Below are 22,703 nucleotides of genomic sequence, written 5' to 3'. Positions count from 1 at the left end.
ATGCACTTGGCACACAACAATGCAAGATGAGGGCCAATAAACTATTCATTGGCGAAAGCCCTAAAAACACGTATGGTAACCGCAATAAACATTTATGCGTCATGGACATAGCTGGAATTACCAGTCCTCGGATACCGCTTTTGACGCACGGGAGAGAGACGAATGGCGTTAAAGCTTTCTTTAAAACCTGATGAGAAACTGGTCATCAATGGCGCGGTAATTGCAAACGCGGACAGGAGGGCGACTTTGATCGTCCATAACAAAGCATCTATCCTTCGCGAGAAGGATATTATGCAGGAGGAAGATGTCGATACACCAGTTAAGCGGATCTATTTTCCGATTATGCTGATGTATATGGATGCGGATCAGACTGGCCGGTACTATGACGAGTTCGTTATGCGCATGACAGAATTCATGAGCGCCATAACAACGCCGGACGCGATTGAGACATGTGTCAAAATCAGCCGGGACGTCATGGAAAAGAATTACTACCGGGCCTTGATCAACTGCAAGAAACTGCTTGCCTTCGAAAAGGAGCGCTTAGCAACGTAAGGCAGCACCAGATCGTAAGTTTTGGGAATGTGAATGTCATATCAAGCGTATCAAAAGGCCCAACAAACATCAGAAACACCGAGCCAGGTGGAGTACCGCCTGTTTGCTCAAGTTACAAACGCCCTGATTGCAGTTCGCGATCGAGGCATTCGTGACAGTGTGATGGTTGATGCGCTCGACTGGAACCGCCGGCTATGGTCCACTCTTTCCACGGACTGCGGCACGGAGGGAAACAGCCTCCCTGATCAATTGCGCGCGGGGATCATTTCTCTTTCTATATGGGTATCAAAACATTCCTCCGCCGTGATGCGCGGCACGGAATCTGTCGACGACCTGATCAACATCAATAAGACGATCATGGAAGGACTGGCAGCCCAAGCCAAGCTGCAAAGGGAAGCTGCACAACAGCAAGATCCAGCAAACACCAAGCCGGTCGATTCCTCCCTTTGAGCCCCAACAAGGCAAATTTTACCTACATCAAGAATGCACTTTTTTCCCAATAGGCAATAATTACCCATCTTATTTTGCCCTCTGCGAAAACGGCCTTATCCAGCGCATTCATAAAATTTGATGTAAATTCAATATACTAGCCCTTCAAAACACCCCACCCGCAGAAAACTGGCACAGCCCATGCTTATGTTGAGGCGGAAGCAAAATGCTTTCGTGAGCAAAAAGCTCAAGACATCTCAGAATGGAGAAACAAAATGGCCTTTTCAGTAAACACCAATGCCGGTGCGTTTGCAGCCCTGCAAAACCTCAGCCTCACCAACCAAGCCCTCAACAAAACCCAGACCCAAATTAACACGGGCCTGAAAGTTGCGTCGGCAAAAGACAACGCAGCTGTCTACTCGATTGCACAGAAGCTCCGCGGTGATGTTTCGGGCCTTAACGCCGTTAAGTCCTCGCTGGACCGTGCTTCCTCGACCCTCGATGTTGCCATCGCTGCCGGTGAAGCTGTCTCCGATCTGCTCATCCAACTTAAAGAAAAAGCTGTTGCAGCAAAAGACGCCGGCCTGGATACCGCCAGCCGCTCCTCGCTGAACGATGACTTCAAACAGCTGCGTGACCAGATCACCTCGATCGTACAGAACGCCAGCTTCAACGGCACCAACGTTGTTGACGGCTCCACGGCCAATGGCGTGATCGCCATCACCAATGCTAACGGCAGCAACACCATTACAGTTGCTGCTCAGGATCTGTCGCTCAGCGGCAGCATCGTTACGCTGTCGTCCACCGCAACAATCAGCACGGCCACGACCGCTGCTGCTGCAGTGACCAAAATCGACGCTTCGATCACCAAGGTCAACACCTCGCTTTCCGCCCTTGGTTCGGGCTCCAAGCGTATCGACCTGCAGAAGACGTTCGTTGGTAAACTGTCCGACAGCATCGAAGTTGGTATCGGCAACCTCGTTGACGCCGATCTGGCCAAGACCAGCGCGAACTTGCAGTCCCTGCAAGTTAAGCAGCAGCTTGGTCTCCAGGCCCTGTCGATCGCCAACCAGGCTCCATCGACGGTCCTGTCCCTCTTCCGGTAAGTGGTTCCTAAGAAACCGCAACACACTTAAGGGCCCTTCGGGGCCCTTCTTATTACCCCTCATCGCCTCCACACAAAGCCCCTCCTGCGGAAAATCTTGCCCAGACTAGGCATCTTCTCCCCTCCCCGCAACAGGCGCCATCAATTTTATCCTTTATAAACAAAAGGTTATTTTGGCATGACGCTTGCTGTTTAGGGTGCCAAGAGCAGAAAGGCTCAGGATTATCTCAAAAGGAGACACACAATGGCTTTGTCAGTCAACACGAACGCGCCCGCTTTATCCGCCCTTCAAAACCTGGCGGCAACAAATCGGTCGCTTGGAAAAGTACAAACTGCAATCAACACGGGATTGAAGGTGGCATCATCCAAGGATAACGCAGCGGTCTTCTCGATCGCACAAAAGCTTCGGGGCGACGTCTCGGGCTTGAACGCGGCCAAGTCCTCGCTTGACCGTGCGTCATCCACCCTGGATGTTGCGATTGCTGCTGGCGAAGCTGTCTCCGATCTCCTCATTCAACTGAAAGAAAAGGCTGTCGCGGCGAAAGATGCCGGGCTCGACACCACAAGCCGTTCTGCATTGAATGATGATTTCAAACAGCTTCGTGACCAGATTACCTCCATCGTTCAGAACGCCGAATTCAATGGCACCAACGTTGTGAAGAGCGGGGGTAAAGATATTATCGCCATCACCAACTCCGATGGCGGCAATACGCTCACAATCGCAGCCCAAGACCTGTCGCTGGGGGGCGGTAATGTTACCATCACCGCCACATCGCAAATCAGTACGGCGACCAGCGCAGCCTTGGTAGTAAGCCAGCTCGACACATCGATCACCAAAGTCAACTCAGCTCTGTCCCAATTAGGCTCCGGCTCTAAGCGGGTTGAGCTGCAGAGGACGTTTGTCGGCAAACTGTCTGACAGCATCCAGATCGGTATCGGTAACCTTGTTGACGCAGACCTGGCTAAAGAGTCGGCCAATCTTCAGTCCCTGCAAGTCAAGCAGCAGCTTGGCCTTCAGGCTCTGTCGATTGCCAACCAGGCTCCGCAGGCAATTACGCGCCTTTTCCAATAAAGCCTCAAAAATCACCGGGCTTCCCTATGGGGGAGCCCGGTATATTTTTGCCTAGCAAACGCTGAAAAGTAGGCACATTTTTCCCGCTAGGCAATTTATACCCACAACATAAACCTAGCTTCGCGTGAGCCAAGTTTGTCTTTTTTCATTAGAATCAATTACTTAAAAATATAACACTCTATTTCTATTTCTGGCCTCAATTTTGCTAGCATAGCTTTGGGACAAAAGGTCCCGTGGGCAAAATGCCCTTTAAATAACTCCAAAAAGGAGAAGCAAAATGGCTTTTTCGGTAAACACCAACGCAGGTGCGTTCCTTGCCCTGCAGAACTTGAACTCTACAAGTAACTCTCTCAAAACTGTCCAGAGTCGGATTAACACTGGCCTGAAGGTTGCGTCTGCAAAAGACAACGCCGCAGTTTACTCGATCGCGCAGAAACTGCGTGGCGACGTATCGGGTCTCACCGCTGTTAAATCCTCGCTGGATCGTGCTTCCTCGACCCTTGACGTAGGTATCGCTGCAGGCGAGGCCGTTTCCGATCTCCTCATTCAGCTGAAAGAAAAAGCTGTTGCTGCCAAGGACACCGGCCTTGACACCGCCAGCCGTTCCGCGCTGAACGATGACTTCAAACAGCTCCGCGACCAGATCACCTCGATCGTTAGCAACGCTGACTTCAACGGCACCAACGTCGTGAAGAGCGGTGGCAGCAACGTGACCGCGATCACCAATGCCAACGGTAGCAACAGCATCTCGATCTCTGCCCAAGACCTTTCGCTGGGCGGCGGTAACGTTACCATTACCGCAACGACGCAGATCAGCACGGCCACCACGGCTGCGGCTGCTGTGACCGCGATCGATGCTTCGATCGCCAAGGTGAACACCGCTCTGTCGGCCCTCGGTTCGGGCTCCAAGCGTGTCGACCTGCAGAAGACGTTTGTTAACAAACTGTCTGACAGCATCCAGGTTGGTATCGGTAACCTTGTTGACGCTGACCTGGCAAAAGAGTCTGCAAACTTGCAGTCCCTGCAGGTGAAACAGCAGCTTGGTCTCCAGGCTCTGTCGATCGCCAACCAGGCGCCTTCGACGGTTCTCGGCCTCTTCCGTTAATAAGCCTTGGCAATGGGGCTCTCTACGGAGGGCCCCATTCCAGCTTTAGTGACGGATTAGAGACCGGTTTGGCATAGGAAACTTAGCTCCGAAGATTTCGTGGCAGCGAAAATTCGTGAGGAGTGGAGAGATGACGGAAATTGGCAATACAAATAGCAGTACTCAGGTTGTTAACCTGACTTCTGCTCCGGCTCGGGCGTCTTCGTCCGGCGGTATTGGCCGTTTTTCCGCCGCACCAGTCGGTCAGGAAAACGGCAAAAGCGCGACTGCGTCTATTGTCCCGCAAGTCGCTGGCGCATCGCCAGCACAAGATCCTTTGGAAAAGGCGGCGAAAGCCCTGGAGAAGTTCCTTCCGGGCTCCGATGAACAACGCAATACCAAATTGAGGATCGATCGGGACAAGGAAACCGGTCGCTTTATCTACAAGAATGTTGATGCGGATACCGGCGAAGTGCTTGCACAATTCCCGCCCGCCAAGATTCTTGAGATCATATCCTACTATCGTGAGGCTGAAGGCCTGGCGGTAGACAGCAAAGCCTAGATATCGGCTCCATTGCGGCGATTGCCGCTGCCCCGAAGTCGAGGTTTTAGAATTGCCCCTGCTGTGCCCTGTCGGTTGACGGGTCGCGAAGCGGGGTTTTTGTGTTTGTTGCCAGCTTGAAATATTCACCGGTGGACAGCGCGACCATTCGTGCTAGATCACGAAAACGGATCAGATAAGACCGTAACAAGAAACACTTTTGCCAGTCGGAGAGTTTTGATGAAATTTGCCGGTACCGAAAATTATGTGGCCACAGATGACCTCAAGGTCGCTGTCAACGCTGCCGCCACGCTGAGGCGCCCGCTCCTGATCAAGGGGGAACCCGGCACCGGGAAAACCGTGCTCGCCAGTGAAATCGCCGAATCCTTCGGGATGCCGCTGATTGAATGGCACATCAAATCCACGACCAAAGCCCAACAGGGCCTATACGAATATGACGCCGTTTCCCGCCTGCGCGACAGCCAGCTTGGCGATGAGCGGGTCAAGGACATCAAGAATTACATCAAACGCGGCAAACTGTGGGAAGCCTTCGAAAGCAAGGAAACCCCTGTCCTTCTGATCGACGAAATCGACAAGGCCGACATTGAATTCCCGAACGACCTGCTCCTGGAACTCGACCGTATGGAGTTCCATGTTTACGAAACCGGGGAAACGATCAAGGCCGAGAAACGGCCGATCGTCATCATCACCTCCAATAACGAGAAGGAACTGCCGGACGCCTTCCTGCGCCGCTGCTTCTTCCACTTCATCAAATTCCCGGACAAGGACACCATGCGCGAGATCATCGATGTCCACTATCCGGACATCCAGCAGGAACTGGTGAAAGAAGCGCTCAATGTCTTCTTCGATGTCCGTGAGGTGCCGGGCTTGAAGAAAAAGCCGTCCACCAGCGAACTCTTGGACTGGTTGAAACTGTTGATGGCGGAAGACCTGCCGGTCGAGGTCCTGAAATCCAAGGACCCGTCCAAGCTGATCCCGCCGCTCCATGGCGCGCTTCTGAAGAACGAGCAGGATGTGCACCTGTTTGAACGTCTGGCATTCATGAACCGTCGCCAGCAGGGCTGAGGACACCTCCATGTTCGTCAACTTCTTCTATGAGCTAAAAGACGCCGGTGTGCCCGTCAGCATCAAGGAATATCTGATGCTGTGCGACGCATTGAAGGCCGGGTGCGCCAGCTACAAGGTTGACGATTTTTACTTCCTGTCCCGGTCCGCTTTCGTCAAAGATGAGAAGAACCTCGACAAGTTCGACCGCGTCTTTGGCAAGGTTTTCAGCGGTATCGAATTCATCGGCGACGATGATATTGCCGAAATCCCGGATGAATGGCTCAAGAAGCTGGCCGAGCTTTATCTCAGCAAGGAAGAGATGGAGAAGATTGAGGCCCTCGGAAGCTGGGAAGAAATCATGGAGACCCTCAAGAAGCGGCTTGAGGAGCAGAAGGAACGCCACCAGGGCGGCAACAAATGGATCGGCACCGCCGGCCGCAGCCCGTTCGGCGCCTACGGTTATAACCCCGAAGGCGTGCGCATCGGCCAGGACAAGGGCCGGCACGGCCGCGCCATCAAGGTGTGGGACAAACGCGAATACAAGAACCTCGATGACAGCATCGAGCTTGGCACCCGCAACATTAAGGTGGCGCTGAGGAAGCTCAGGCAGTTCGCGCGCCAGGGCGAAGCCACGGAACTGGACCTCGACGATACCATCCGCTCGACCGCCCACAAGGGCTGGCTCGACATCAAAATGGTGCCGGAACGCCATAACGCCGTGAAAGTGCTCCTGTTTCTGGATGTCGGCGGGTCGATGGACCCACATGTAAAAGTATGTGAGGAGCTCTTCTCCGCCGCGCGCAGTGAGTTCAAACACCTGGAATTCTTCTATTTCCACAACTGCCTTTATGAGCGCGTCTGGCGCGATAACAGCCGCCGCCACACCGATACCATGAATACGATGGACGTGCTGCACACATACCCGCACGACTATAAAATCATCATCGTCGGCGATGCCTCAATGAGCCCGTATGAGATTGTCTATCCCGGCGGCTCGGTCGAGCATTGGAATGAAGAATCCGGCGAAACCTGGATGAAACGGCTGACGAACGTCTATCAGCGCAGCGTCTGGCTCAACCCGATTCCGGAAACCCACTGGGACTATTCCCAATCGATCCAGATCATGAAAACGCTGATGGAAGACCGGATGTTCCCGCTCAGCATCAGCGGGATCGACAGGGCCATGCGCGACCTCAGGCGCTGATTTGCCCCATACAGCAAAAAGGGCCGCAGAAGCGGCCCTTTCGTCTTATGGTTCTTGGGTCAGGGGTCAGTCCTGATCGCTCAAAATCTCAATGCTTGCCACCATTGGCTCAGCGTTTGACGCCAGCGCCTCGCCGGTGACGTGGCCTTGCCGTTTCAGGGCCAGGGCCTCTTCCTGGCTGGCAACGATGGCATATTGAAGCCGCACCGCGAAGGTCATCTTGTCCTTGCCGTAACTTGCCGGAAGTGCCGGGAACTTGGCGCGGTTGATGACGCGCTTGGCTGCGCCGTTCAGGGTTGGGCTATCCATCCGAACGGTCTGGCTGACGGCCAGAAGCTTGCCGGTCCGGTCCACCGTCACCCGAAAACGCGCGGTCCCTTCATTATTGTGCTGTACCGCCATGGCCGGATAGCTCATCACCCGGTCGATAGACTTGCCGGCGTCTTTCGCCCAACCTGTCAGGCCGGACGTCCCTTGTGCATGGGCACTGGTAGCCATAAGGGCTGCAACGGCGAACGCCGCCAGCGGTTTCGCAGTTTTCAGAATCGAATAAGCCATGTCTTTTCTCCTCGCTTGTCATGTCGCTTATCGTGATGCCGGTTTTCCGGCCTTTTCTTGTGCCTGAAGCATGAGGCCAATCCGCCCCTGAGCGGCAGACCGGTGCGGTGAACCGAGGGCCTTTTGCGGTCTGCCGCTAAACTTCTAAACCTACGGTGTGCGCGAAAAGCCTAAACGCAGCGTTTGTTCCCAAATTTGTGACTGTCGCAAAAGGTTCAAATTCGGCTTTTAAACAGAGGGCTTACTTGTTAAGGCTTTTGGCCTGCGCCTAAGCCCGCCCACCAATATGTTGAGGAAACAACCATGAAACTGAAGAGTTTGGGGTACATCGGCCTCACCGTGCTCATAAGCGGTACCTGCCTTGCCGACGATTTCGGCACTGAACAGTCCTGGATGGCCGCTGGCGAAAAAGCCATCAATGAGCGGATGCAGGAAAAACCGAACACCCAACGGGCAAAGAACGTCATCCTGTTCATCGGCGACGGCATGAGCATCTCCACGCTCACCGCCTCGCGCATCCTCGAAGGCCAGATGGCGGGCCACACGGGTGAAGAAAATTACCTCAGCTTCGAGAAGTTTCCCTACACCGCGCTTATCAAAACCTACAATGTCGATGCGCAGGTGCCGGATTCAGCGGGTACGGCCTCCGCGATCAACAGCGGCGCGAAAACCCGCATGGGTGTGATCAACACGAACCTGGACCAGCCGCGCGGTGTTTGCAAAGGCGCGTCCGACCATTTCATGACCCCGATCGCCTACTATGCCGAGCGCGCGGGTCTTTCGACCGGTGTCGTCACCACCACGCGTCTCAGCCACGCGACCCCGGCCGCGGTTTATGCCCACAGCCCGGACCGTGACTGGGAAGCCGACTATGACCTGCCGGACGAAGCCAAGGCAAACGGCTGCCGCGATATCGCCCAGCAGATCCTGGACAATATGGGCGGTAACGGCCTTGAAGTCGCCCTGGCCGGTGGACGTGAGAAATTCATGCCCAAGGGCACCGAGGACGGCCGCCGCGCCGACCATCGCGACCTGACCAAGGAATGGGTGAATGGCCGCAAGGGCGCGCGCTTCGTCGAGACCGTCGGTGAGCTTGAGGCAACCGATTATGCCCACACGTCCCGCCTCTTGGGCCTGTTCTCCAAGTCCCATATGGACTTCGACGCCGGCCACGACCCCAAGCAGCCTGACCTGAGCCAGATGACCGAAGCGGCCATCAAGATGCTATCGAAAAACAAGAAAGGCTACTTCCTGATGGTCGAGGCAGGCCGTATCGACCATGCCCACCACAATGGCAATGCCTATAACGCACTTCATGACACGGTGGCACTGTCCCGCGCTGTTGCGAAGGCTCGCTCGATGGTCGATCTCAAGGATACGCTGATCCTGGTCACGGCTGACCACAGCCACGTCTTCACCATGGCCGGCTACCCCCGCCGCGGCAACCCGATCCTCGGCCTTGTTTCCGCCCCGTGGCAGAAGAAGGGTGAATATCTGTTGGCGAAAGACGGCAAGCCCTACACCACCGTCGGCTACCAGAACGGCCCGGGCGCCATCAAAGGCGAGCGCAAAACCCTGACCGAAGATGAAGTCGTCAAGCCGGACTACCACCAGCAGTCGGCCTATGCGACCAACTCGGAAACCCACAGCGGGGAAGACGTCGCGCTGTTCGCCATCGGCCCGTCGTCTTACCTCGTCCACGGCACCATGGAACAGAATGTCATCTTCCACCTGATGGACCACGCGCTTGACGTTCGCGACCGCGCGGCCAAAGCGAAAAAATAACGCTTTCGGAAACGACAAATGGAAAGGGCCGCTCATGCGGCCCTTTTTCTTATCCCCCGGCTCATGCAGCGGGGTTATTTTTTCGAATATTTCAGGATGGCTTGGTTGAGGCCTTCGATCAGCTTCTGGCCGATATCGCCGCCGGAGCCGCTGACCCGACCGCGGATAACCGCGCGCATGGCGTCCAGGTGCGCCTTCACGAGCTCAACCTGGTTGTCGCTGATCTCTTCCCGGGACTGCGTGAAGCCGTAAAGCGAGTCCGACACCGTTGTGATGAGCGGATAACCGAACGTGCCACCCTGCCCCTTCATGTCATGGGCGATGCGGTTGATTTCCTCAAAGCAGTCCCGCCGCTTTTCAGGCGTGTCGACACAGCGGCCATGCTGCTCCTGCAACTTCACGATCAGGCCGGACACCCAGTCCGGATAGTCTTCGGCCATCTTGTGGAGCGCTTCTTCCGCCGCCTCCAACGCCTCGGGCGAAATGGTCACCTTGCCGGGCGCCAGTCCTGCGGTTTTTTCCTTCAGGCGGTTCTTGAAGCGGTAAAACCGCACGATCACGGGTTTCTTTTCAGCCACGGATGATCTCCACGCCTTCGCTCTTATCGGTCAGCACGCGCCGCTCCGGCCCGTCATGGTCCAGCTTCTGGCGGCGCCTGTCAGGCCCGAAAAAGTCTTTGGTATGCACGAACTGGCGCGGCCGCTCGATGATAGAGATGAGCTTCTCGCCGATATTCTTGATGGTAAAGGGCTTGGCCAGCATTTCGGTCACGCCCATTTCCCGCGCCTGAAGCACGCGTTCGGGCTCGGTATAGCTGGTGATCATCATGAAAGGCACGAAGCGGTCCGGGCTGTCCTTGTGGCGGCGAACCCAGCGCAGGAACATCATGCCGTCAACCGGGTGCATGTCCCAGTTGGAAATGACGATATCAATTTGCTGGACGCCTACGCGCATCGGCTCGTTCTTCACGCGCTGCAGGAAATGGATCGCATCGCCGCCGTGTTCCACCGCGTAAACGTTCCCAACACCGAGAACTTTCAGCGAATTGACAAGAAGCGACCGGATAAACGGACTGTCTTCCGCAAGTAGAACATTCAGCCGGTCGAAATCATAATCACTCATAAGCGGACCTTAATTATTGCCATTTTGCAGGCACTTACCCAACCTACTATCCCTGTTTCCGGCGGCGGGTCAATCCTTTCACTCGTCTTCAAGGGCGCGGCAGCGGTCCTCAATATGGCGGATCAGTTCATCCAGGCGCCCCTTGAGCTCATCAAGGACAGCATCCCGCCTGGGGTCCCCTGGCGCCGGGTTGCCCATGAATTCAGCCCGTTCGGCTACACGGGCAAGCCGCCAAGCCCCGATACTGCGCGCCGCCCCCTTCAGCTTATGGGCGTCGCTTTTCCAGTTTTCGCCGTCCGAGGCACGCAATGTTTCCAGGTATCCCGGTGTGTTGTCAGTAAAGACCGTCAGCACGGTTATCTCCAGGTCTGTATCCCCCGCCGTGAAGCCGCGCAAATGGCCTGCGTCCAAGATGACGCTTTCATCCCAGTCGGATTCCTGCATCAGACAGTGCCTTTTGATTGAAGGGCTGTCCGCCCGGCATCGGTGAGGCGGCAGACGATCCAGTCAGGTTTGATCGGGTTCCTGGCCCAGGGTTCACACCAGCCATGGTCCATGCAGGCCCGAATCGTTTGTTCCCTGATTCGCTGGCCATGCTTGTCAAACAGCGGCAGCTTACCGCCCGGCTGCTTGAGGCCACGTTCCAGATATTGCCTTTGCACCTTGCTTGGCTTGGGTGCTGCGGATGTGTTCTTAACGCCAGTCACCGTCTTTCCTCTTCCCCAGACGTCGCAGAATAACCTGTTTCCCTAATAATGCCATAACTTGTCACCAAACTGTCCTTTTCCGACAAGGCGGGTTATCAGCAATGGTTGACCTGACAGTCGTAATCGTCAAGGTTAGCGCATTGGGGCTTGGCAGAGCCGGAGGGGACTTTTATGTCGAAAATGGAAGCGGATTTCCCGGAAAGCACGGACAGTGGTACGGCAGACGGCAGCGCAGAAGAAGAGCGCGCCCAAAAAGCTGCCACAGCGCGGAATATACGCCGCCTTGTGCCCTTCATGACCGCTGCCACGCTGACCCTGCTTTGGATTGCCGGCGTCTTCCTCTATCTCGTTGGAACAGACAGCCTTGAGAAACTGACAGGCACGCCGATGGGGCTCAGCAGCCTTGTAGCCGCCGTCAGCACGCCCGCGGCCTTGTTCTGGCTAATAGCCCTCGCCTTCCAGCGCACAGATCCGCTCCTGGAACGCCGTGTCGCCATTGCGCGCAATCTCGACAAGGCCATCGCCCCGGTCGAAGCCGCGGAACAGAGGCTCGCCCTATTAAGCCGTGGCCTTAAAAAGGAAGTCCAGAATATCGAAGCCGTCGCTGACCTGGCCTCGAACCGGATCGATAATCTGGAAAACCGTTTCCAGGAACAGATCAGCAATCTGTTTTCCGCCACCGCCGACACCGAAGCCCGGACGATCAGCATCCGCGACCTGTTGGAGCGGGAACGCACATCCGTTGACGGCCTGACCGCTGAGGTCGAGCAGCGCTTCAAATCCCTTGAAGATATGGTCCGCATGATGGCCGCCCGCATCGAAGGCGCCGGGGCCTATGCCGACGAGCAGGCAACGTCGGCCCGGACCAAGGTCGACGAAAGCCTGAGCGCGCTCAATTCTGCCGCCGACGAGCTGGAGAACCGCCTGGCGGCCACCAGCAGCGGTATCGAAGGCCGGGCTGACAAGGTCCAGGAAATCGCACTCGATGTCGAACTGCGCCTTCAAGGCATTTCCGAGAACGTCCTGAACGGCATGGACCGCTTCCGCCATGACATGGAAGGGCTTGAGGGCCGCTCGCACGAGCTTTCCGAACATATGACCACCCAGGCCCATGTCCTGAAAGACCTGGCCGAACTGGCGGCCGCAGAATCCGCCAAGATCGAGAACACGCTCAAGACCCATGTGGGTGAGGTCCGCACCGCGGCATCAGAGGCGCTTGAGCGCACCAACACCGTCAGCGATACCTTCACACTAAGCGCGCAGAACATGTCAGCCCAGGTCATGGAAACCATGGAGCGGGCCAAGGCGCTTCTGGATGAGGCCGGTCATGCGCTGGATGAGCACTGCCGCTCCGCGCTTGAAACCAGCGAACGGATGAACAACCACACGCTGGAGACCACCGAAGCAACCGGCCGCGCCGTCGCTGAGCACGCTGAAAAGGTCGACAAGGTGCTGGGCGCCAATCTCGCCCGTGCGCAGGAAGCGCTGGAAAGCACGATGGCAGCCATTGACGGCCACGGAGCCGCCGCAGCGGCTGAGGCCGAAAGTGTCGCGGAACGCACGCTCCAGCATATCCGCCAGCTTCGTGCCGGTGTCGAAGAACAGCTGGAAGAACTGGCCCGCGCAGGCAAGGACGCAGGCATCTCACTTGAAGAAATCGCCGGTCAGATCGGTGAACGCGCCGATGCCCTGGCGGAGAAGGCCCGGGCCTCCAGTGCCGACCTCGATTCTGTCCGCGAAAAAATGGACACCCAAAGCGGGGCGCTGGCCGATGTCCTGAATGATACCCGGATGAAACTGGCCCACCTTGAGGAGGACCTGACCGCCCAGCGCGATGCCCTGACGGCGGCATCCTCCGAGGCGTCCGAGCGGGTGATCGAAGCGGCAACGCGCTTCGCAGAGCAAACCAAGGCCATCACCGACGCGGCCGGAACCGCCAGCGACACCATCGGCGCCCAATCCGGCGAGATTGTCTCCCTGGTCGAACGGCTCGGCACCTCGGGTGAGGATACCGCCGCCAAACTGGCCGGGGCCACCAAATCCCTTGGCGAGCAATCTGAAACGCTCAGGGCCGAACTTTCCGATTCCAGCCAGGCGCTTGGCTCAGCCGCCGAAGCCTTCGCGGGCGAACGCACCCGCATCCGCGAAGAGACCGAGGCTGTAGTCAGCCGCCTCAATGCCGCGTCCGACACCATGGGCCGGGAGATGGAGCGTTTCACCGAAAGCTCCAAAGACGTGGCGAGCCAGCTGGATTCCGCAACCCAGGCACTGGTGGACCAAACCCAGCGTGCCCAGGGCGACATGCAGAATGCCGTCAACCTCACCAAGACCGAACTGACCGCCAGCATGGAAGACATTGGCGACCGCGCATCTGAACGCATCACTTACCTGCGGGAAGAAATGCAGGCCACCCTCGCTCGCGTGCTCAGCGACTATCAGCAAACCGCCGATCAGGCCGAGAAAGAAAGCGCGCTTCTGGCCATGCGGCTCGGCAACGAAGCCGAGAAGATCGCCCAGCGCGCCGAACAGTTCATTGAAAAAACCGCGGACATCGAAAAGCGCATCGTGGCCGCGACCAAGAACGATTTCGCCCGCACGTCGCAGCTTCTTATGGAAAGCCTGCAATCCGCCTCGATCGACATCAACAAGGCGCTCTCGTACGACCTGCCGGACGATGTGTGGGAAAGCTTCATGGAAGGCGACCGCTCGGTCTTCATGCGCCGCACGCTCAAAATGGCGGACCGGCGCACCAGGAAGGCTATCGCCGAAAAATTCAAGTCTGACCGTGAATTCCGCGAAACCGTCAGCCGCTATTGCCGCGATTTCGAAGGCATGATGGAACGCGCCATGCTGGGCGACCGCGGCAGCGCCATGGCGGTCACACTCATCTCATCCGACATGGGCAAGCTGTATGTGCTTCTTGGGCAAGCCATGAAGAAATTCAACTGATCAAGTGCCGGGCAAACCGGCACACGGCCCTATGGGAGGGGCCTAAAAGGGGGAAGGTATGAAAAAACGCGCACTTGCCGCAGCGGTTATGCTGTCGCTTCTGTCCGGCTGTGGCCCGGCCAAGGAAAAGAAGGCTGAAGCACCAGCCGCTGGCACCACGCCGGTCGTCAATTGGCGGATGACCACCACCTACCCTTCCAACCTGTTCCTGATCGGCACGCTGGCCAAAAGGCTGTCTGACACCGTCCGCACTATCTCGGACGGCAAGGTGAACCTGAAGCTTTATGAGCCCGGCGTCTTGGCCCCACCGTTCGAGACCTTCGATGCCGTCAGCTACGGTGCCGTGGAAGCAGGCTGGTCCACCCCCGGCTATTGGGCCGGGAAAGAACCCGCGCTCCAACTGTTCGCCTCGGTGCCCTTCGGGCCGCCCGCGCGTGAATATCTCGCCTGGTTCGACTATGGCGGCGGCAAGGAGATGTTCGAGAAAATCTACCACAAGCACAATATCCACAGCATCATGTGCGGCCTCGAACCGCCGGAGGCCTCAGGCTGGTTCAAGAAAGAGATCAAGTCACTTGATGACTTCAAGGGCCTGAAGATCCGCTTCTTCGGCCTTGGCGCCAAAGTGATGGAAGAAGTCGGCGCCGCGCCGCAGCTCATTGCCGGTGGGGAAATCTATCAGGCGCTTGAGCTGGGTACCATTGATGCCACCGAATATTCCATGCCCGCCATCGACGAGAAGCTCGGCCTCTATGAAGTGGCCAAGCATTATTATTTCCCCGGCTGGCACCAGCAGTCGACCTTCTTTGACCTGATGATCAACCTACAAGCATGGAACAAGCTGACCGACGTCCAGAAGGCGCAGATTGAGACCGCCTGTTCCTCCAACATCCGCTATGGCATTTCGGAAGGTGAGGCCAAGCAGGTCGCAGCCTTGAAGCGGCTTGAGGCCAAAGGCGTGCATATCCATACCTGGCCGCCGGAAATCCTCGACGGCCTCCACAAGGCCTGGGACAAGGTTGCCGCTGACATGGCGAAGAAGGACCCGACCTTCGCCAAGGCCTGGACGTCGCTCCAGGCCTTCCGCAAGGATTACAAGACCTGGTCCGAACGCGGCTATCTGAAGGAGTAGGCCCCATGCAGTCCCTCCTCAATGCCGCGCGGGCGTTCGAACGCCTGAGCAGTTTCATCGGCCGCCTCGGCGCCTGGCTTATCGTCGCGCTCATGCTCGTCATCATTACCGACGTGACCCTGAGGCACTGGTTCGTGATCGGCTCCACCAAACTGCAGGAGCTGGAGTGGCACCTGCACGGCGGCCTGTTCCTCCTGTGCCTCGGCTGGGCTTATACCAAAGGCGCGCATGTGCGGATCGAACTGATCAGCGAGCGCTTCTCCGCCCGCACGCAGGCCTGGATCGAGCTTCTCGGCTGCCTCATGCTCCTGATCCCTTACGTGATCGCCATCCTGCATTTCGGCGTCGATTACACCAGCTTCAGCTATGCCTTTAACGAGTCCTCGGCGTCAGCAACCGGGCTGCCGGACCGCTGGATCATTAAGGGCGCCATCGTCTTCGGCTTCGCCATCCTCGGCATTGCGGGGATCGCCCGTGCGCTGAATGCCATCGTCTTCCTGTTCGGGGGCGATGAGCTTGGGAAGCAGACGCCCTTCTCCGTCCACCATGAAATGGAAGGGGCAAGCTGATGACCATGGACTTTTTCATCACCTACCTGCCCTTCCTGATGTTCCTGGTGCTGATCCCGCTTCTGTTTTCGGGCTACCCGGTCGCATTCGTGCTCGGCGGTGTCGGGCTCGCCTTCTGGCTGCTCGCGGTTGGGATCGGCCTTGAAAACCCGCACAGTTTCTTCCTGGTGGTCAGCCGTATCTTCGGCAGTGTGGTCAGCAAGCTGGTACTTGTCGCCATCCCCATGTTCATTTTCATGGGGACAATGCTGGAACGCAGCGGCGTGGCGCGGGACCTTCTGAATACGCTTCAACTGCTCACCCGGCGCGTGCCCGGCGGGCTAGCGCTTTCGGTCACCATCCTTGGGGTTATCCTCGCCGCCACCACCGGCATCATCGGTGCCAGCGTGGTGATGATGACGCTGCTGGCGCTGCCGGTCATGCTCGACCGCGGCTATGACAAGGCGCTGGCGACCGGGACGATCGCGGCCTCGGGCACGCTCGGCATCCTGCTGCCGCCGTCGATCATGCTTGTCGTGATGGCGGACCTGCTGCAAACCTCCGCGGGCGGGCTGTTCACCGCCGCCATTGGGCCAAGCCTGATGCTCGCCGCGCTTTATATGCTCTATATCCTCATCCGCACCTGGACCAAGCCGTCGCTTGCGCCGCCACTCGGGGCGGAAGAAGCCAAAGGGCAGCTTACCGTCATGCGGATCATCCGCAGTTTCGTGCCGCCCGCGCTCCTCATTTTCGTGGTGCTGGGCTCCATCTTCGGCGGCTTCGCCACGCCTACGGAAGCCAGTGGCGTTGGGGCCTTGGGCGCTGTCATTCTCGCGGCCCTTCACGGCAAGCTCACGTTTGCCACGCTCAAGGATGTGGTGGAAAAGTCGGCGCTGACGACCGGGATGCTGTTCGGCCTGTTCGTGGGCGCGACCGCCTTCTCCTACGTCTTCGCGCTTCTGGGCGGCAATGACACGATCCTCCAGGTGATGGAAGCCACCGGCACAGGCCCTTGGGCTGTCCTGACTGTCCTGATGATCGCGGTCTTCATCCTCGGATTCTTTTTCGACTGGATCGAGATCACCCTCATCATCCTGCCGGTATTCGCGCCGATCATCACCAAGCTCGACTTCGGTGCCCATCTGCCGGATCAAAGCACCACGGTAGTGTGGTTCGCTATGCTGATGGCGGTGAACCTGCAAACCAGCTTCCTGACACCGCCCTTCGGCTTCGCGCTTTTCTATATGAAAGGCTCCGCCCCCAAGGAAGTGAAGCTTGGGGACATCTACCGCGGGATCGTGCCGTTCGTGGCGCTGCAGCTTCTGGGGCTTGTCACCCTGCTGATCTGGCCGGACCTGGCCCTGTGGCTGCCACGGTTTCTCGGGAAATAGCGACAAAACATTGATAAATAAAAAGAAAGGGCGCCCAAACAGGCGCCCTTTTCTATTCCATAGACCGGATTATCAGGCGGATGCGCCCGCGTCCTTCTGGTCGACCTTCTGCAGCTTGCCGATCAGATAATCGAGGTTTTCGGTATCGATATCGTCTTCGGTCGCGGTCAGCACGCGCTCGATAATCAGCTGGCGCAGCAGTTCACGGTCATCGCCACCGGTTTTGACCGCTTCTTCGGCAACATCAAGGGCTGCACGGGCAACTGCCAGGAACTGCGGCGGCATCTTGGCGGCATCAAACAGACGCGTCAGCCCCATGTCGCCCTTGTCATGCACCAGCTTGTAGGCGTTGATGACCGGAATACCGACCCGCTTGGCGAGCGCGGTTTCGAAGAAGGTGGTGTCACCCATGCAGAGAGCCCGGAGCATCAGGGTCGGCGTCAGGCGGCCATTGTCATAAAGCTGGTCAACAAGCTCCATGACTGTCGCCTGCTGTTTGCCGCCTTCGAGAAGCGAAACGGTCGCCTTCTCCCGGCTTTCCATCAACAGGTCGCTCGCCATCGTCGGCGAGATTTCATGGTGGGTCATGATATGGTCGCGCAGCTGTTCGGATACCAGCGTCACCAGCCGCTCAGCCACGCCGATCGGCAGCTCGCCGCGCATCGCCATCGGCACTTTCACCAGGTCGCTGTCCGCGAACTTATCCAGCACCTTGCCGAAGGTGCTTTCATTGATCTTCGCGTTCTCATTGCTGACAAGCGTGGCGATCACTTCTTCGTCACTGCTGTCGGCAAGCGCATCCGCCACGTCTTCCGAGACGTCGGCGCGCTTGGCGACCGCCTTCTGCACTTCAGCATCCCGCGTCCGGACGATATTGATCAGGTCCGCGTCCGACAGAACCGAAGAGCTTTCAATGATCGGAATCGCGACTTCATCGACGTCCTGCGCAAGCGACGTTGCCACATCCTTCGGGACATCGGGGTTGTCTTTCAGACTTTCCGACAAGGCCTGCCGCACACGGACCGCGGCGTCCTTGAGCATGAAACGGAAAATGTCCTCAGCGATCTTGCGTTCGCTTTCCGTAAGGTCATGGCCCCCAAAGGTAGCGGCGACTTTCGACGCGGCATCGGCCCGGTTTTCGACATTGGGGTCCTGCAGGAGTTTCGCAACGTCGGCACTGGAAAGCGTATTGCTGTCAGACAAAGCCCTGATCCCGTATTAATTGTTCCAACTCGGCACGCTATGGCAAACAGGTTAATTGCCCGTTAAAGAACTGCACACCCAAGGCCACCGCCAGATCTGATCCCAAATATTTGAGTATCTTTCCGTTGAGCCCTCAGCCGTTAGCCGCTAGCATGGCCCCAATTTTAACCGGGCGGAGGGTCCGTCCCAAGAACTAAATGCATGGGAACTATAAAAAATAGTGGGGTCCATGCGAGGGGAATCAACAGGTTATGATTAGACGAATTATGTCGTTCGTCGCTGCGGCTGTGCTTTTGAGCCAGACAGCCAGCGCGTCAGACGGTGCAAAGCAGTCCATCGAAAACGCAGTAAACAGTGTGGTAGCGCCAATCACAGACGCTATCTCAAAGGTACTCTTCTACCCGATACCGCTTGACTGGCTGGTCAAAGGCGCCCCGGGTATCCCGGTTATCGTCCTGTGGCTCTTCTCAGGTGCCATGTTCTTCACCGTCTATATGCGATTCATCAACCTGCGGGGTTTTGGGCAGGCCATCCGTATTGTCTCCGGCAAGTATGACAACCCGGAAGACCCGGGCGAAGTCACCCACTTCCAGGCGCTGACTGCGGCCTTGTCCGCGACTGTCGGCCTCGGCAACATCGCCGGTGTGGCGCTTGCCATCGGCATCGGTGGTCCTGGTGCGACCTTCTGGATGGTCATGACCGGCCTTCTGGGTATGACCAGTAAATTCTCGGAAGTGACGCTCGGCCATAAGTACCGCGACATCAACGAACAGGGCGTCGTCTCCGGCGGCCCGATGAAATATCTGTCCAAAGGCTTTGCCGCCCGCGGCTGGCCGAATTTCGGCAAGGTGCTTTCGATCATCTTCGCCCTGATCTGCATTGGCGGTGCCTTTGGCGCCGGCAACATGTTCCAGGTCAACCAGTCGACTGCACAGCTGACGGCCATCGCCGTCGAACTGACCGGCGGACCGACCAGCTTCTTCGTCGGCAAGGCGTGGATCTTCGGCATCATCTATTCGGGCCTCTTGTCGCTCGTCGTTATCGGCGGTATCCGCGGTATCACCCATGTGACCGAAATCCTGGTGCCGTTCATGGCCGCGATTTATGTCATCGCCGCGCTCGCCATCATCTTCGCCAATATCGGCCATGTGCCTGCTGCCTTTGGTGAGATCATTCACGGCGCCTTCACGGGCGAAGGCGTGACTGGTGGCTTCGTTGGCGTGCTGATCATGGGTATCAGGCGCGCTGCCTTCTCGAACGAAGCGGGCCTCGGCACTGCCTCGATCGCTCACGCTGCCGCCAAGACCAAGGAACCTGTCGCTGAAGGCCTCGTTGCCCTCATCGAGCCGTTCGTCGATACGGTCGTCATCTGCACCATGACCGCCCTCGTGATCATCCTCACGGGCGCCAATAATGCCAACACCGGTGACGGTATTGCCATGACGTCCTATGCCTTCGACACCTTCTTCAACGGCTTCCGCTATGTGCTGACGGTCGCTGTTCCGCTGTTCGCCTTCTCGACCACGATCACCTACTATTATTACGGTGAGCGTGCGCTTGATTATCTGACCGGCGGTAACGCGAAACATTCCGCGACCATCTATAAGGCGTGCTATCTCCTGGCGGTGATTCTGGGGTCCATGATGCAGCTCACTGCCGTGATGGACTTTGCGGACGCTGCGCTGCTCGCGCTCGGCTTCCCGAACCTGATCGGTGTCTTCGTGATGCGCAAGGAAGTCAAAGGGATGCTGGACAGTTATCTGGCGCGCCTTAAATCTGGCGAAATTAAACCTTTTCATGGTGGCTAGCCGCCAGACAGAATGACGCAGACCACTTGATCGCTGTTCATTTCCGATTAAGTTTTGCAAGCCATTATGCGGCGGGGTTTTTTACCCCGCCTCATTGTATCAAGAGGAAAGAGACGAATGATTAAATCGATCCTAACCCTAAGCCTGGGCGCTGGCCTTGCCCTGGCAAACCTGACCGTTACCGCCCATGCGGAAGACAGCGTAAGCGATACGTCTTTCTCATCCGCAGGTGACGCCAAGGTAGGTGAACGTGTTTTCAACCGCTGCAAGGCATGTCATAATCTGTCCGGTGCCCAACGCCACCGGATTGGCCCGAACCTGAACGGCCTGTTTGGCCGGAAGGTTGGTACATCAGAGGGGTATAAATATTCGAAAGCCCTTCAGGATGCGGACTTTGTCTGGACCGAAGCCAAGCTGGACAAGTGGCTGACCAAGCCGCAGGCTTTCCTGCCGGGCAACAAGATGCCGTTTGCCGGTCTCAAGAGCGCTCAGGAACGTAAAAACCTGATCGCCTATCTGCGCCAGGCAACTGCCGAGTAATCGGTGCCTGACAGATACCGCAAGGCTACTAAAAAGGCTGACAGTGAGGACACTATAAAATGAAACGCCTTTTCGCCCTTATGATCCTGCTTTTTGTCCCCGCGTTGCCTGCTGCAGCGCAGGGGCAGACAGCGGTCGACGACCCCCGTGGGGCCATCGAATTCATCCAGAACCTGTCCAAGGACGTGATCGCCGTCTGGAGCGACAGCAAAATGAACAGCAAGGAACGCTATGAGGCTTTCCGTAAGCTGTTCGAGAACGCAACCGATATCGACCTGCTTGCCAAGGGGATGCTCGGCCGCCATTACCGCACGGCGACCCCGGCCCAGCGCGCCGCCTATATGGCCGCGATGACCGACTATATCGTGTCGGAGTTTGACAAGCGCATGACCCAGATCGGCTTCCGGTCGCTTGAGGTGACCGGCACCAAGCCGGCCTCCGGCCGACATGGTCACCTGTTCGTGCGCACTCAGGTTGCCCGCGACCAGGGGGAACCCATCCTCGCAGATTGGCGCGTACGCAAGAAGGACGGCAAATTCCAGATCGTCAATCTGGAATTCGAAGGCATCAACCTTCTGATCACCAACCGGGATGTTTTCTCCGCCAAGATCAAGGACGTCGGGTTTGACGGCCTTGTCGCCTGGCTCAAGACCCAGAGCACCATGACCACGGGCGCCAACGTCGCCCACGCGTCCTGAAGCTACCCCGCCTTCCCTAGCGCATCAGTTTGGCGCTTCGACCTTGCAGTCGAGGCGCAAACTGCCTGCGGTATTGTAAAGTGCCGACTCCAACTGTTCGAACCGCTCCGGCCCTGCGCTGATGGCGAAGCGGGTGCGATAGTCGAACCCGTCCTTGCTGGGGATACGCTTGCTGCTCATCCGCACGATGTTGGCGCCATACTCCATCAACACCTCGCTGATACGGGCAACAAGGCCGGGCCTGTCGCCGCCGCTGATCTCAACGACATGGGTGATGGCGGCACTATCGCCCCGTACGAGGTTGAACGGGAACGGCGCCACGGTGATTCTGGCATCTTCCAGCACATCAAGACCAGCTAGGCCCTGCTGGACTTCCTCAGCCGAGGCACCGGCGCCGAAGTCCGCCACGCAGGAAAACTCGAACGCCTCCCCGAGTACCGCGAAGGCGCTGTCGGCCAGATTAGCCCCCGTTTCAAACAGATAGCTGGTCACAGCGGAGACAACACCGACCCTGTCACGGCCTATGATAGTGATGAGAAGGGTGTCGGGGGAATGGGTGCTCACTGTTGCTCTCCAAGAAAAAGGTGGCGTTTTCCCGTGATTTTGCTAAATAAACGCCGCCCGGACAATCACAGATTTGAAACAGGAACATATTTCATGGCGGACAAGCAGCTTCTTCACCTTGTCTTTGGCGGCCAGGTCAAAGACCCGCAATCCCTGGAATTCAGCGACCTCAGCAAGCTGGATATCGTTGGCATCTACCCGAGCTTTGATGAGGCGGAAAAAGCATGGCGCAGCGTAAGCCAAGCCAATGTGGATGATGCCATGACCAAATATGTCGTGGTACACCTGCACAAACTTCTGGAACCGGCTGAATAAGCCTCCCCCCATCCAGATACAGAACGGGCCCCGGCACATATGTGTGGGGCCCTTTGTTTATGGAGTGGCCTTAAGGCCTATGACCTCAATTATTGAGGAAATTGCGCGAGGCAAAATACGCATCGATACCAGCTTTGATAGCGGTACCGTCGGTGTCATAGACGCCGATACGGCCTGTCATAGCCTTGTGGGCTTCCTCGCGCGTGGCGGGATGCATCCGGCTGAGTTCCAGGCTGACAATACGGCTAAGGCCTTTACTGTCGATAGGTTGGTACATTCTTTTCTCTCTTTCATACCCTTCTAAGCTTGATCAGTATCCACGGATCGC

General features: G+C 57.3%; 25 protein-coding genes. 17 read left to right on the top strand and 8 right to left on the bottom strand.

What is annotated here, in order from left to right:
* The first annotated feature begins 162 nt into the window (after positions 1–162).
* From flbT to K6118_RS14520, 8 genes are all read left to right on the top strand, one after another.
* Complete coding sequence (flbT, locus tag K6118_RS14555; RefSeq protein WP_247121215.1) at positions 163–552, top strand: flagellar biosynthesis repressor FlbT; 390 nt, start codon at positions 163–165, stop codon at positions 550–552.
* Between the two features lie 33 nt (positions 553–585).
* Positions 586–1,002, top strand: a complete 417-nt coding sequence (flaF, locus tag K6118_RS14550; RefSeq protein WP_247121214.1) for a flagellar biosynthesis regulator FlaF — start codon at positions 586–588, stop codon at positions 1,000–1,002.
* Positions 1,003–1,256: 254 nt separating this feature from the next.
* On the top strand, positions 1,257–2,087 hold the full coding sequence (locus K6118_RS14545) for a flagellin (RefSeq protein ID WP_247121213.1): 831 nt from the start codon (positions 1,257–1,259) through the stop codon (positions 2,085–2,087).
* A 243-nt stretch (positions 2,088–2,330) separates the two neighbouring features.
* A complete protein-coding gene (locus tag K6118_RS14540; RefSeq protein WP_247121212.1) occupies positions 2,331–3,158 on the top strand; it encodes a flagellin in 828 nt (275 codons plus the stop codon).
* 277 nt (positions 3,159–3,435) lie between these two features.
* Positions 3,436–4,263: a flagellin gene (locus K6118_RS14535; protein WP_247121211.1), complete on the top strand. Its 828-nt coding sequence runs from the start codon at positions 3,436–3,438 to the stop codon at positions 4,261–4,263.
* A gap of 130 nt (positions 4,264–4,393) precedes the next feature.
* Positions 4,394–4,804, top strand: coding sequence for a flagellar protein FlaG (locus K6118_RS14530; protein WP_247121210.1), 411 nt, complete (start codon positions 4,394–4,396; stop codon positions 4,802–4,804).
* A gap of 219 nt (positions 4,805–5,023) precedes the next feature.
* Positions 5,024–5,869, top strand: a complete 846-nt coding sequence (locus tag K6118_RS14525) for an AAA family ATPase (RefSeq protein ID WP_247121209.1) — start codon at positions 5,024–5,026, stop codon at positions 5,867–5,869.
* A 10-nt stretch (positions 5,870–5,879) separates the two neighbouring features.
* Positions 5,880–7,055 (top strand): vWA domain-containing protein, encoded by a 1,176-nt coding sequence (locus K6118_RS14520; protein ID WP_247121208.1) that lies wholly within the window; start codon positions 5,880–5,882, stop codon positions 7,053–7,055.
* Positions 7,056–7,121: 66 nt separating this feature from the next.
* On the opposite strand, the gene K6118_RS14515 is transcribed toward K6118_RS14520, so the two are convergent.
* Positions 7,122–7,613, bottom strand: a complete 492-nt coding sequence (locus tag K6118_RS14515) for a TonB family protein (protein ID WP_247121207.1) — start codon at positions 7,611–7,613, stop codon at positions 7,122–7,124.
* Between the two features lie 303 nt (positions 7,614–7,916).
* Between K6118_RS14515 and K6118_RS14510 the strand changes: the two genes are divergently transcribed.
* Positions 7,917–9,398: an alkaline phosphatase gene (locus K6118_RS14510; protein WP_247121206.1), complete on the top strand. Its 1,482-nt coding sequence runs from the start codon at positions 7,917–7,919 to the stop codon at positions 9,396–9,398.
* Between the two features lie 74 nt (positions 9,399–9,472).
* Here the strand turns inward: K6118_RS14510 and K6118_RS14505 are convergent, their stop codons facing one another.
* The 4 genes from K6118_RS14505 to K6118_RS14490 all read right to left on the bottom strand — a co-directional run bounded on the left by K6118_RS14505 (position 9,473) and on the right by K6118_RS14490 (position 11,227).
* Positions 9,473–9,976: an Hpt domain-containing protein gene (locus tag K6118_RS14505; RefSeq protein WP_247121205.1), complete on the bottom strand. Its 504-nt coding sequence runs from the start codon at positions 9,974–9,976 to the stop codon at positions 9,473–9,475.
* Positions 9,969–10,520 (bottom strand): response regulator, encoded by a 552-nt coding sequence (locus K6118_RS14500; RefSeq protein ID WP_247121204.1) that lies wholly within the window; start codon positions 10,518–10,520, stop codon positions 9,969–9,971. Before K6118_RS14500 ends, K6118_RS14505 begins: the two co-directional genes overlap by 8 nt.
* 78 nt (positions 10,521–10,598) lie before the next feature.
* Positions 10,599–10,964, bottom strand: coding sequence for an Hpt domain-containing protein (locus K6118_RS14495; protein ID WP_247121203.1), 366 nt, complete (start codon positions 10,962–10,964; stop codon positions 10,599–10,601).
* Positions 10,964–11,227, bottom strand: a complete 264-nt coding sequence (locus tag K6118_RS14490; protein ID WP_247121202.1) for a hypothetical protein — start codon at positions 11,225–11,227, stop codon at positions 10,964–10,966. Before K6118_RS14490 ends, K6118_RS14495 begins: the two co-directional genes overlap by 1 nt.
* 171 nt (positions 11,228–11,398) lie before the next feature.
* On the opposite strand from K6118_RS14490, the gene K6118_RS14485 reads away from it, so the two are divergent.
* Genes K6118_RS14485 through K6118_RS14470 form a run of 4 tightly spaced genes read left to right on the top strand, consistent with a single transcriptional unit; the run spans position 11,399 to position 17,247 of the window.
* Positions 11,399–14,176: a coiled-coil domain-containing protein gene (locus tag K6118_RS14485; protein WP_247121201.1), complete on the top strand. Its 2,778-nt coding sequence runs from the start codon at positions 11,399–11,401 to the stop codon at positions 14,174–14,176.
* Between the two features lie 58 nt (positions 14,177–14,234).
* Complete coding sequence (locus K6118_RS14480) at positions 14,235–15,308, top strand: TRAP transporter substrate-binding protein (protein WP_247121200.1); 1,074 nt, start codon at positions 14,235–14,237, stop codon at positions 15,306–15,308.
* A gap of 5 nt (positions 15,309–15,313) precedes the next feature.
* Entirely contained in the window at positions 15,314–15,877 is a 564-nt protein-coding gene (locus K6118_RS14475) for a TRAP transporter small permease subunit (protein WP_247121199.1), read from the top strand.
* A complete protein-coding gene (locus tag K6118_RS14470; RefSeq protein ID WP_247121198.1) occupies positions 15,877–17,247 on the top strand; it encodes a TRAP transporter large permease in 1,371 nt (456 codons plus the stop codon). Before K6118_RS14475 ends, K6118_RS14470 begins: the two co-directional genes overlap by 1 nt.
* A 72-nt stretch (positions 17,248–17,319) precedes the next feature.
* Here the strand turns inward: K6118_RS14470 and spbR are convergent, their stop codons facing one another.
* Positions 17,320–18,450 carry a SpbR family protein gene (spbR, locus tag K6118_RS14465; RefSeq protein ID WP_247121197.1) on the bottom strand — a complete coding sequence of 377 codons (1,131 nt, stop codon included), beginning with the start codon at positions 18,448–18,450 and terminating at the stop codon, positions 17,320–17,322.
* Between the two features lie 251 nt (positions 18,451–18,701).
* Between spbR and K6118_RS14460 the strand changes: the two genes are divergently transcribed.
* The 3 genes from K6118_RS14460 to K6118_RS14450 all read left to right on the top strand — a co-directional run bounded on the left by K6118_RS14460 (position 18,702) and on the right by K6118_RS14450 (position 21,496).
* A complete protein-coding gene (locus tag K6118_RS14460) occupies positions 18,702–20,258 on the top strand; it encodes an alanine/glycine:cation symporter family protein (RefSeq protein WP_247121196.1) in 1,557 nt (518 codons plus the stop codon).
* 117 nt (positions 20,259–20,375) lie between these two features.
* Positions 20,376–20,798 carry a c-type cytochrome gene (locus K6118_RS14455; RefSeq protein WP_247121195.1) on the top strand — a complete coding sequence of 141 codons (423 nt, stop codon included), beginning with the start codon at positions 20,376–20,378 and terminating at the stop codon, positions 20,796–20,798.
* A gap of 59 nt (positions 20,799–20,857) precedes the next feature.
* Entirely contained in the window at positions 20,858–21,496 is a 639-nt protein-coding gene (locus tag K6118_RS14450) for an MlaC/ttg2D family ABC transporter substrate-binding protein (RefSeq protein WP_247121194.1), read from the top strand.
* A gap of 24 nt (positions 21,497–21,520) precedes the next feature.
* On the opposite strand, the gene K6118_RS17580 is transcribed toward K6118_RS14450, so the two are convergent.
* Positions 21,521–22,060, bottom strand: a complete 540-nt coding sequence (locus tag K6118_RS17580; RefSeq protein WP_247121193.1) for a glycine cleavage system transcriptional repressor — start codon at positions 22,058–22,060, stop codon at positions 21,521–21,523.
* Positions 22,061–22,153: 93 nt separating this feature from the next.
* Here K6118_RS17580 and K6118_RS14440 point away from each other — a divergent pair, with 93 nt between their 5' ends.
* On the top strand, positions 22,154–22,375 hold the full coding sequence (locus K6118_RS14440; protein WP_247121192.1) for a DUF4170 domain-containing protein: 222 nt from the start codon (positions 22,154–22,156) through the stop codon (positions 22,373–22,375).
* Between the two features lie 85 nt (positions 22,376–22,460).
* Here the strand turns inward: K6118_RS14440 and K6118_RS14435 are convergent, their stop codons facing one another.
* A complete protein-coding gene (locus tag K6118_RS14435) occupies positions 22,461–22,652 on the bottom strand; it encodes a hypothetical protein (protein ID WP_247121191.1) in 192 nt (63 codons plus the stop codon).
* Between the last annotated feature and the right edge of the window lie 51 nt (positions 22,653–22,703).

It is taken from the genome of Kordiimonas marina, from assembly GCF_023006325.1.
GTDB classification, from domain to species: Bacteria; Pseudomonadota; Alphaproteobacteria; order Sphingomonadales; family Kordiimonadaceae; genus Kordiimonas; species Kordiimonas marina.
Note: the sequence above shows the minus strand (reverse complement) of the source record. Positions and strands in the feature narration are given on the sequence as shown.

Coding starts and splice junctions, on each gene's coding strand:
- flbT (WP_247121215.1), top strand. CDS start 163: ATGGCGTTAAAGCTTTCTTTAAAACCTGATGAGAAACTGGTCATCAAT.
- flaF (WP_247121214.1), top strand. CDS start 586: ATGTCATATCAAGCGTATCAAAAGGCCCAACAAACATCAGAAACACCG.
- K6118_RS14545 (WP_247121213.1), top strand. CDS start 1,257: ATGGCCTTTTCAGTAAACACCAATGCCGGTGCGTTTGCAGCCCTGCAA.
- K6118_RS14540 (WP_247121212.1), top strand. CDS start 2,331: ATGGCTTTGTCAGTCAACACGAACGCGCCCGCTTTATCCGCCCTTCAA.
- K6118_RS14535 (WP_247121211.1), top strand. CDS start 3,436: ATGGCTTTTTCGGTAAACACCAACGCAGGTGCGTTCCTTGCCCTGCAG.
- K6118_RS14530 (WP_247121210.1), top strand. CDS start 4,394: ATGACGGAAATTGGCAATACAAATAGCAGTACTCAGGTTGTTAACCTG.
- K6118_RS14525 (WP_247121209.1), top strand. CDS start 5,024: ATGAAATTTGCCGGTACCGAAAATTATGTGGCCACAGATGACCTCAAG.
- K6118_RS14520 (WP_247121208.1), top strand. CDS start 5,880: ATGTTCGTCAACTTCTTCTATGAGCTAAAAGACGCCGGTGTGCCCGTC.
- K6118_RS14515 (WP_247121207.1), bottom strand. CDS start 7,613: ATGGCTTATTCGATTCTGAAAACTGCGAAACCGCTGGCGGCGTTCGCC.
- K6118_RS14510 (WP_247121206.1), top strand. CDS start 7,917: ATGAAACTGAAGAGTTTGGGGTACATCGGCCTCACCGTGCTCATAAGC.
- K6118_RS14500 (WP_247121204.1), bottom strand. CDS start 10,520: ATGAGTGATTATGATTTCGACCGGCTGAATGTTCTACTTGCGGAAGAC.
- K6118_RS14495 (WP_247121203.1), bottom strand. CDS start 10,964: ATGCAGGAATCCGACTGGGATGAAAGCGTCATCTTGGACGCAGGCCAT.
- K6118_RS14485 (WP_247121201.1), top strand. CDS start 11,399: ATGTCGAAAATGGAAGCGGATTTCCCGGAAAGCACGGACAGTGGTACG.
- K6118_RS14480 (WP_247121200.1), top strand. CDS start 14,235: ATGAAAAAACGCGCACTTGCCGCAGCGGTTATGCTGTCGCTTCTGTCC.
- K6118_RS14475 (WP_247121199.1), top strand. CDS start 15,314: ATGCAGTCCCTCCTCAATGCCGCGCGGGCGTTCGAACGCCTGAGCAGT.
- K6118_RS14470 (WP_247121198.1), top strand. CDS start 15,877: ATGACCATGGACTTTTTCATCACCTACCTGCCCTTCCTGATGTTCCTG.
- K6118_RS14460 (WP_247121196.1), top strand. CDS start 18,702: ATGATTAGACGAATTATGTCGTTCGTCGCTGCGGCTGTGCTTTTGAGC.
- K6118_RS14455 (WP_247121195.1), top strand. CDS start 20,376: ATGATTAAATCGATCCTAACCCTAAGCCTGGGCGCTGGCCTTGCCCTG.
- K6118_RS14450 (WP_247121194.1), top strand. CDS start 20,858: ATGAAACGCCTTTTCGCCCTTATGATCCTGCTTTTTGTCCCCGCGTTG.
- K6118_RS14440 (WP_247121192.1), top strand. CDS start 22,154: ATGGCGGACAAGCAGCTTCTTCACCTTGTCTTTGGCGGCCAGGTCAAA.
- K6118_RS14435 (WP_247121191.1), bottom strand. CDS start 22,652: ATGTACCAACCTATCGACAGTAAAGGCCTTAGCCGTATTGTCAGCCTG.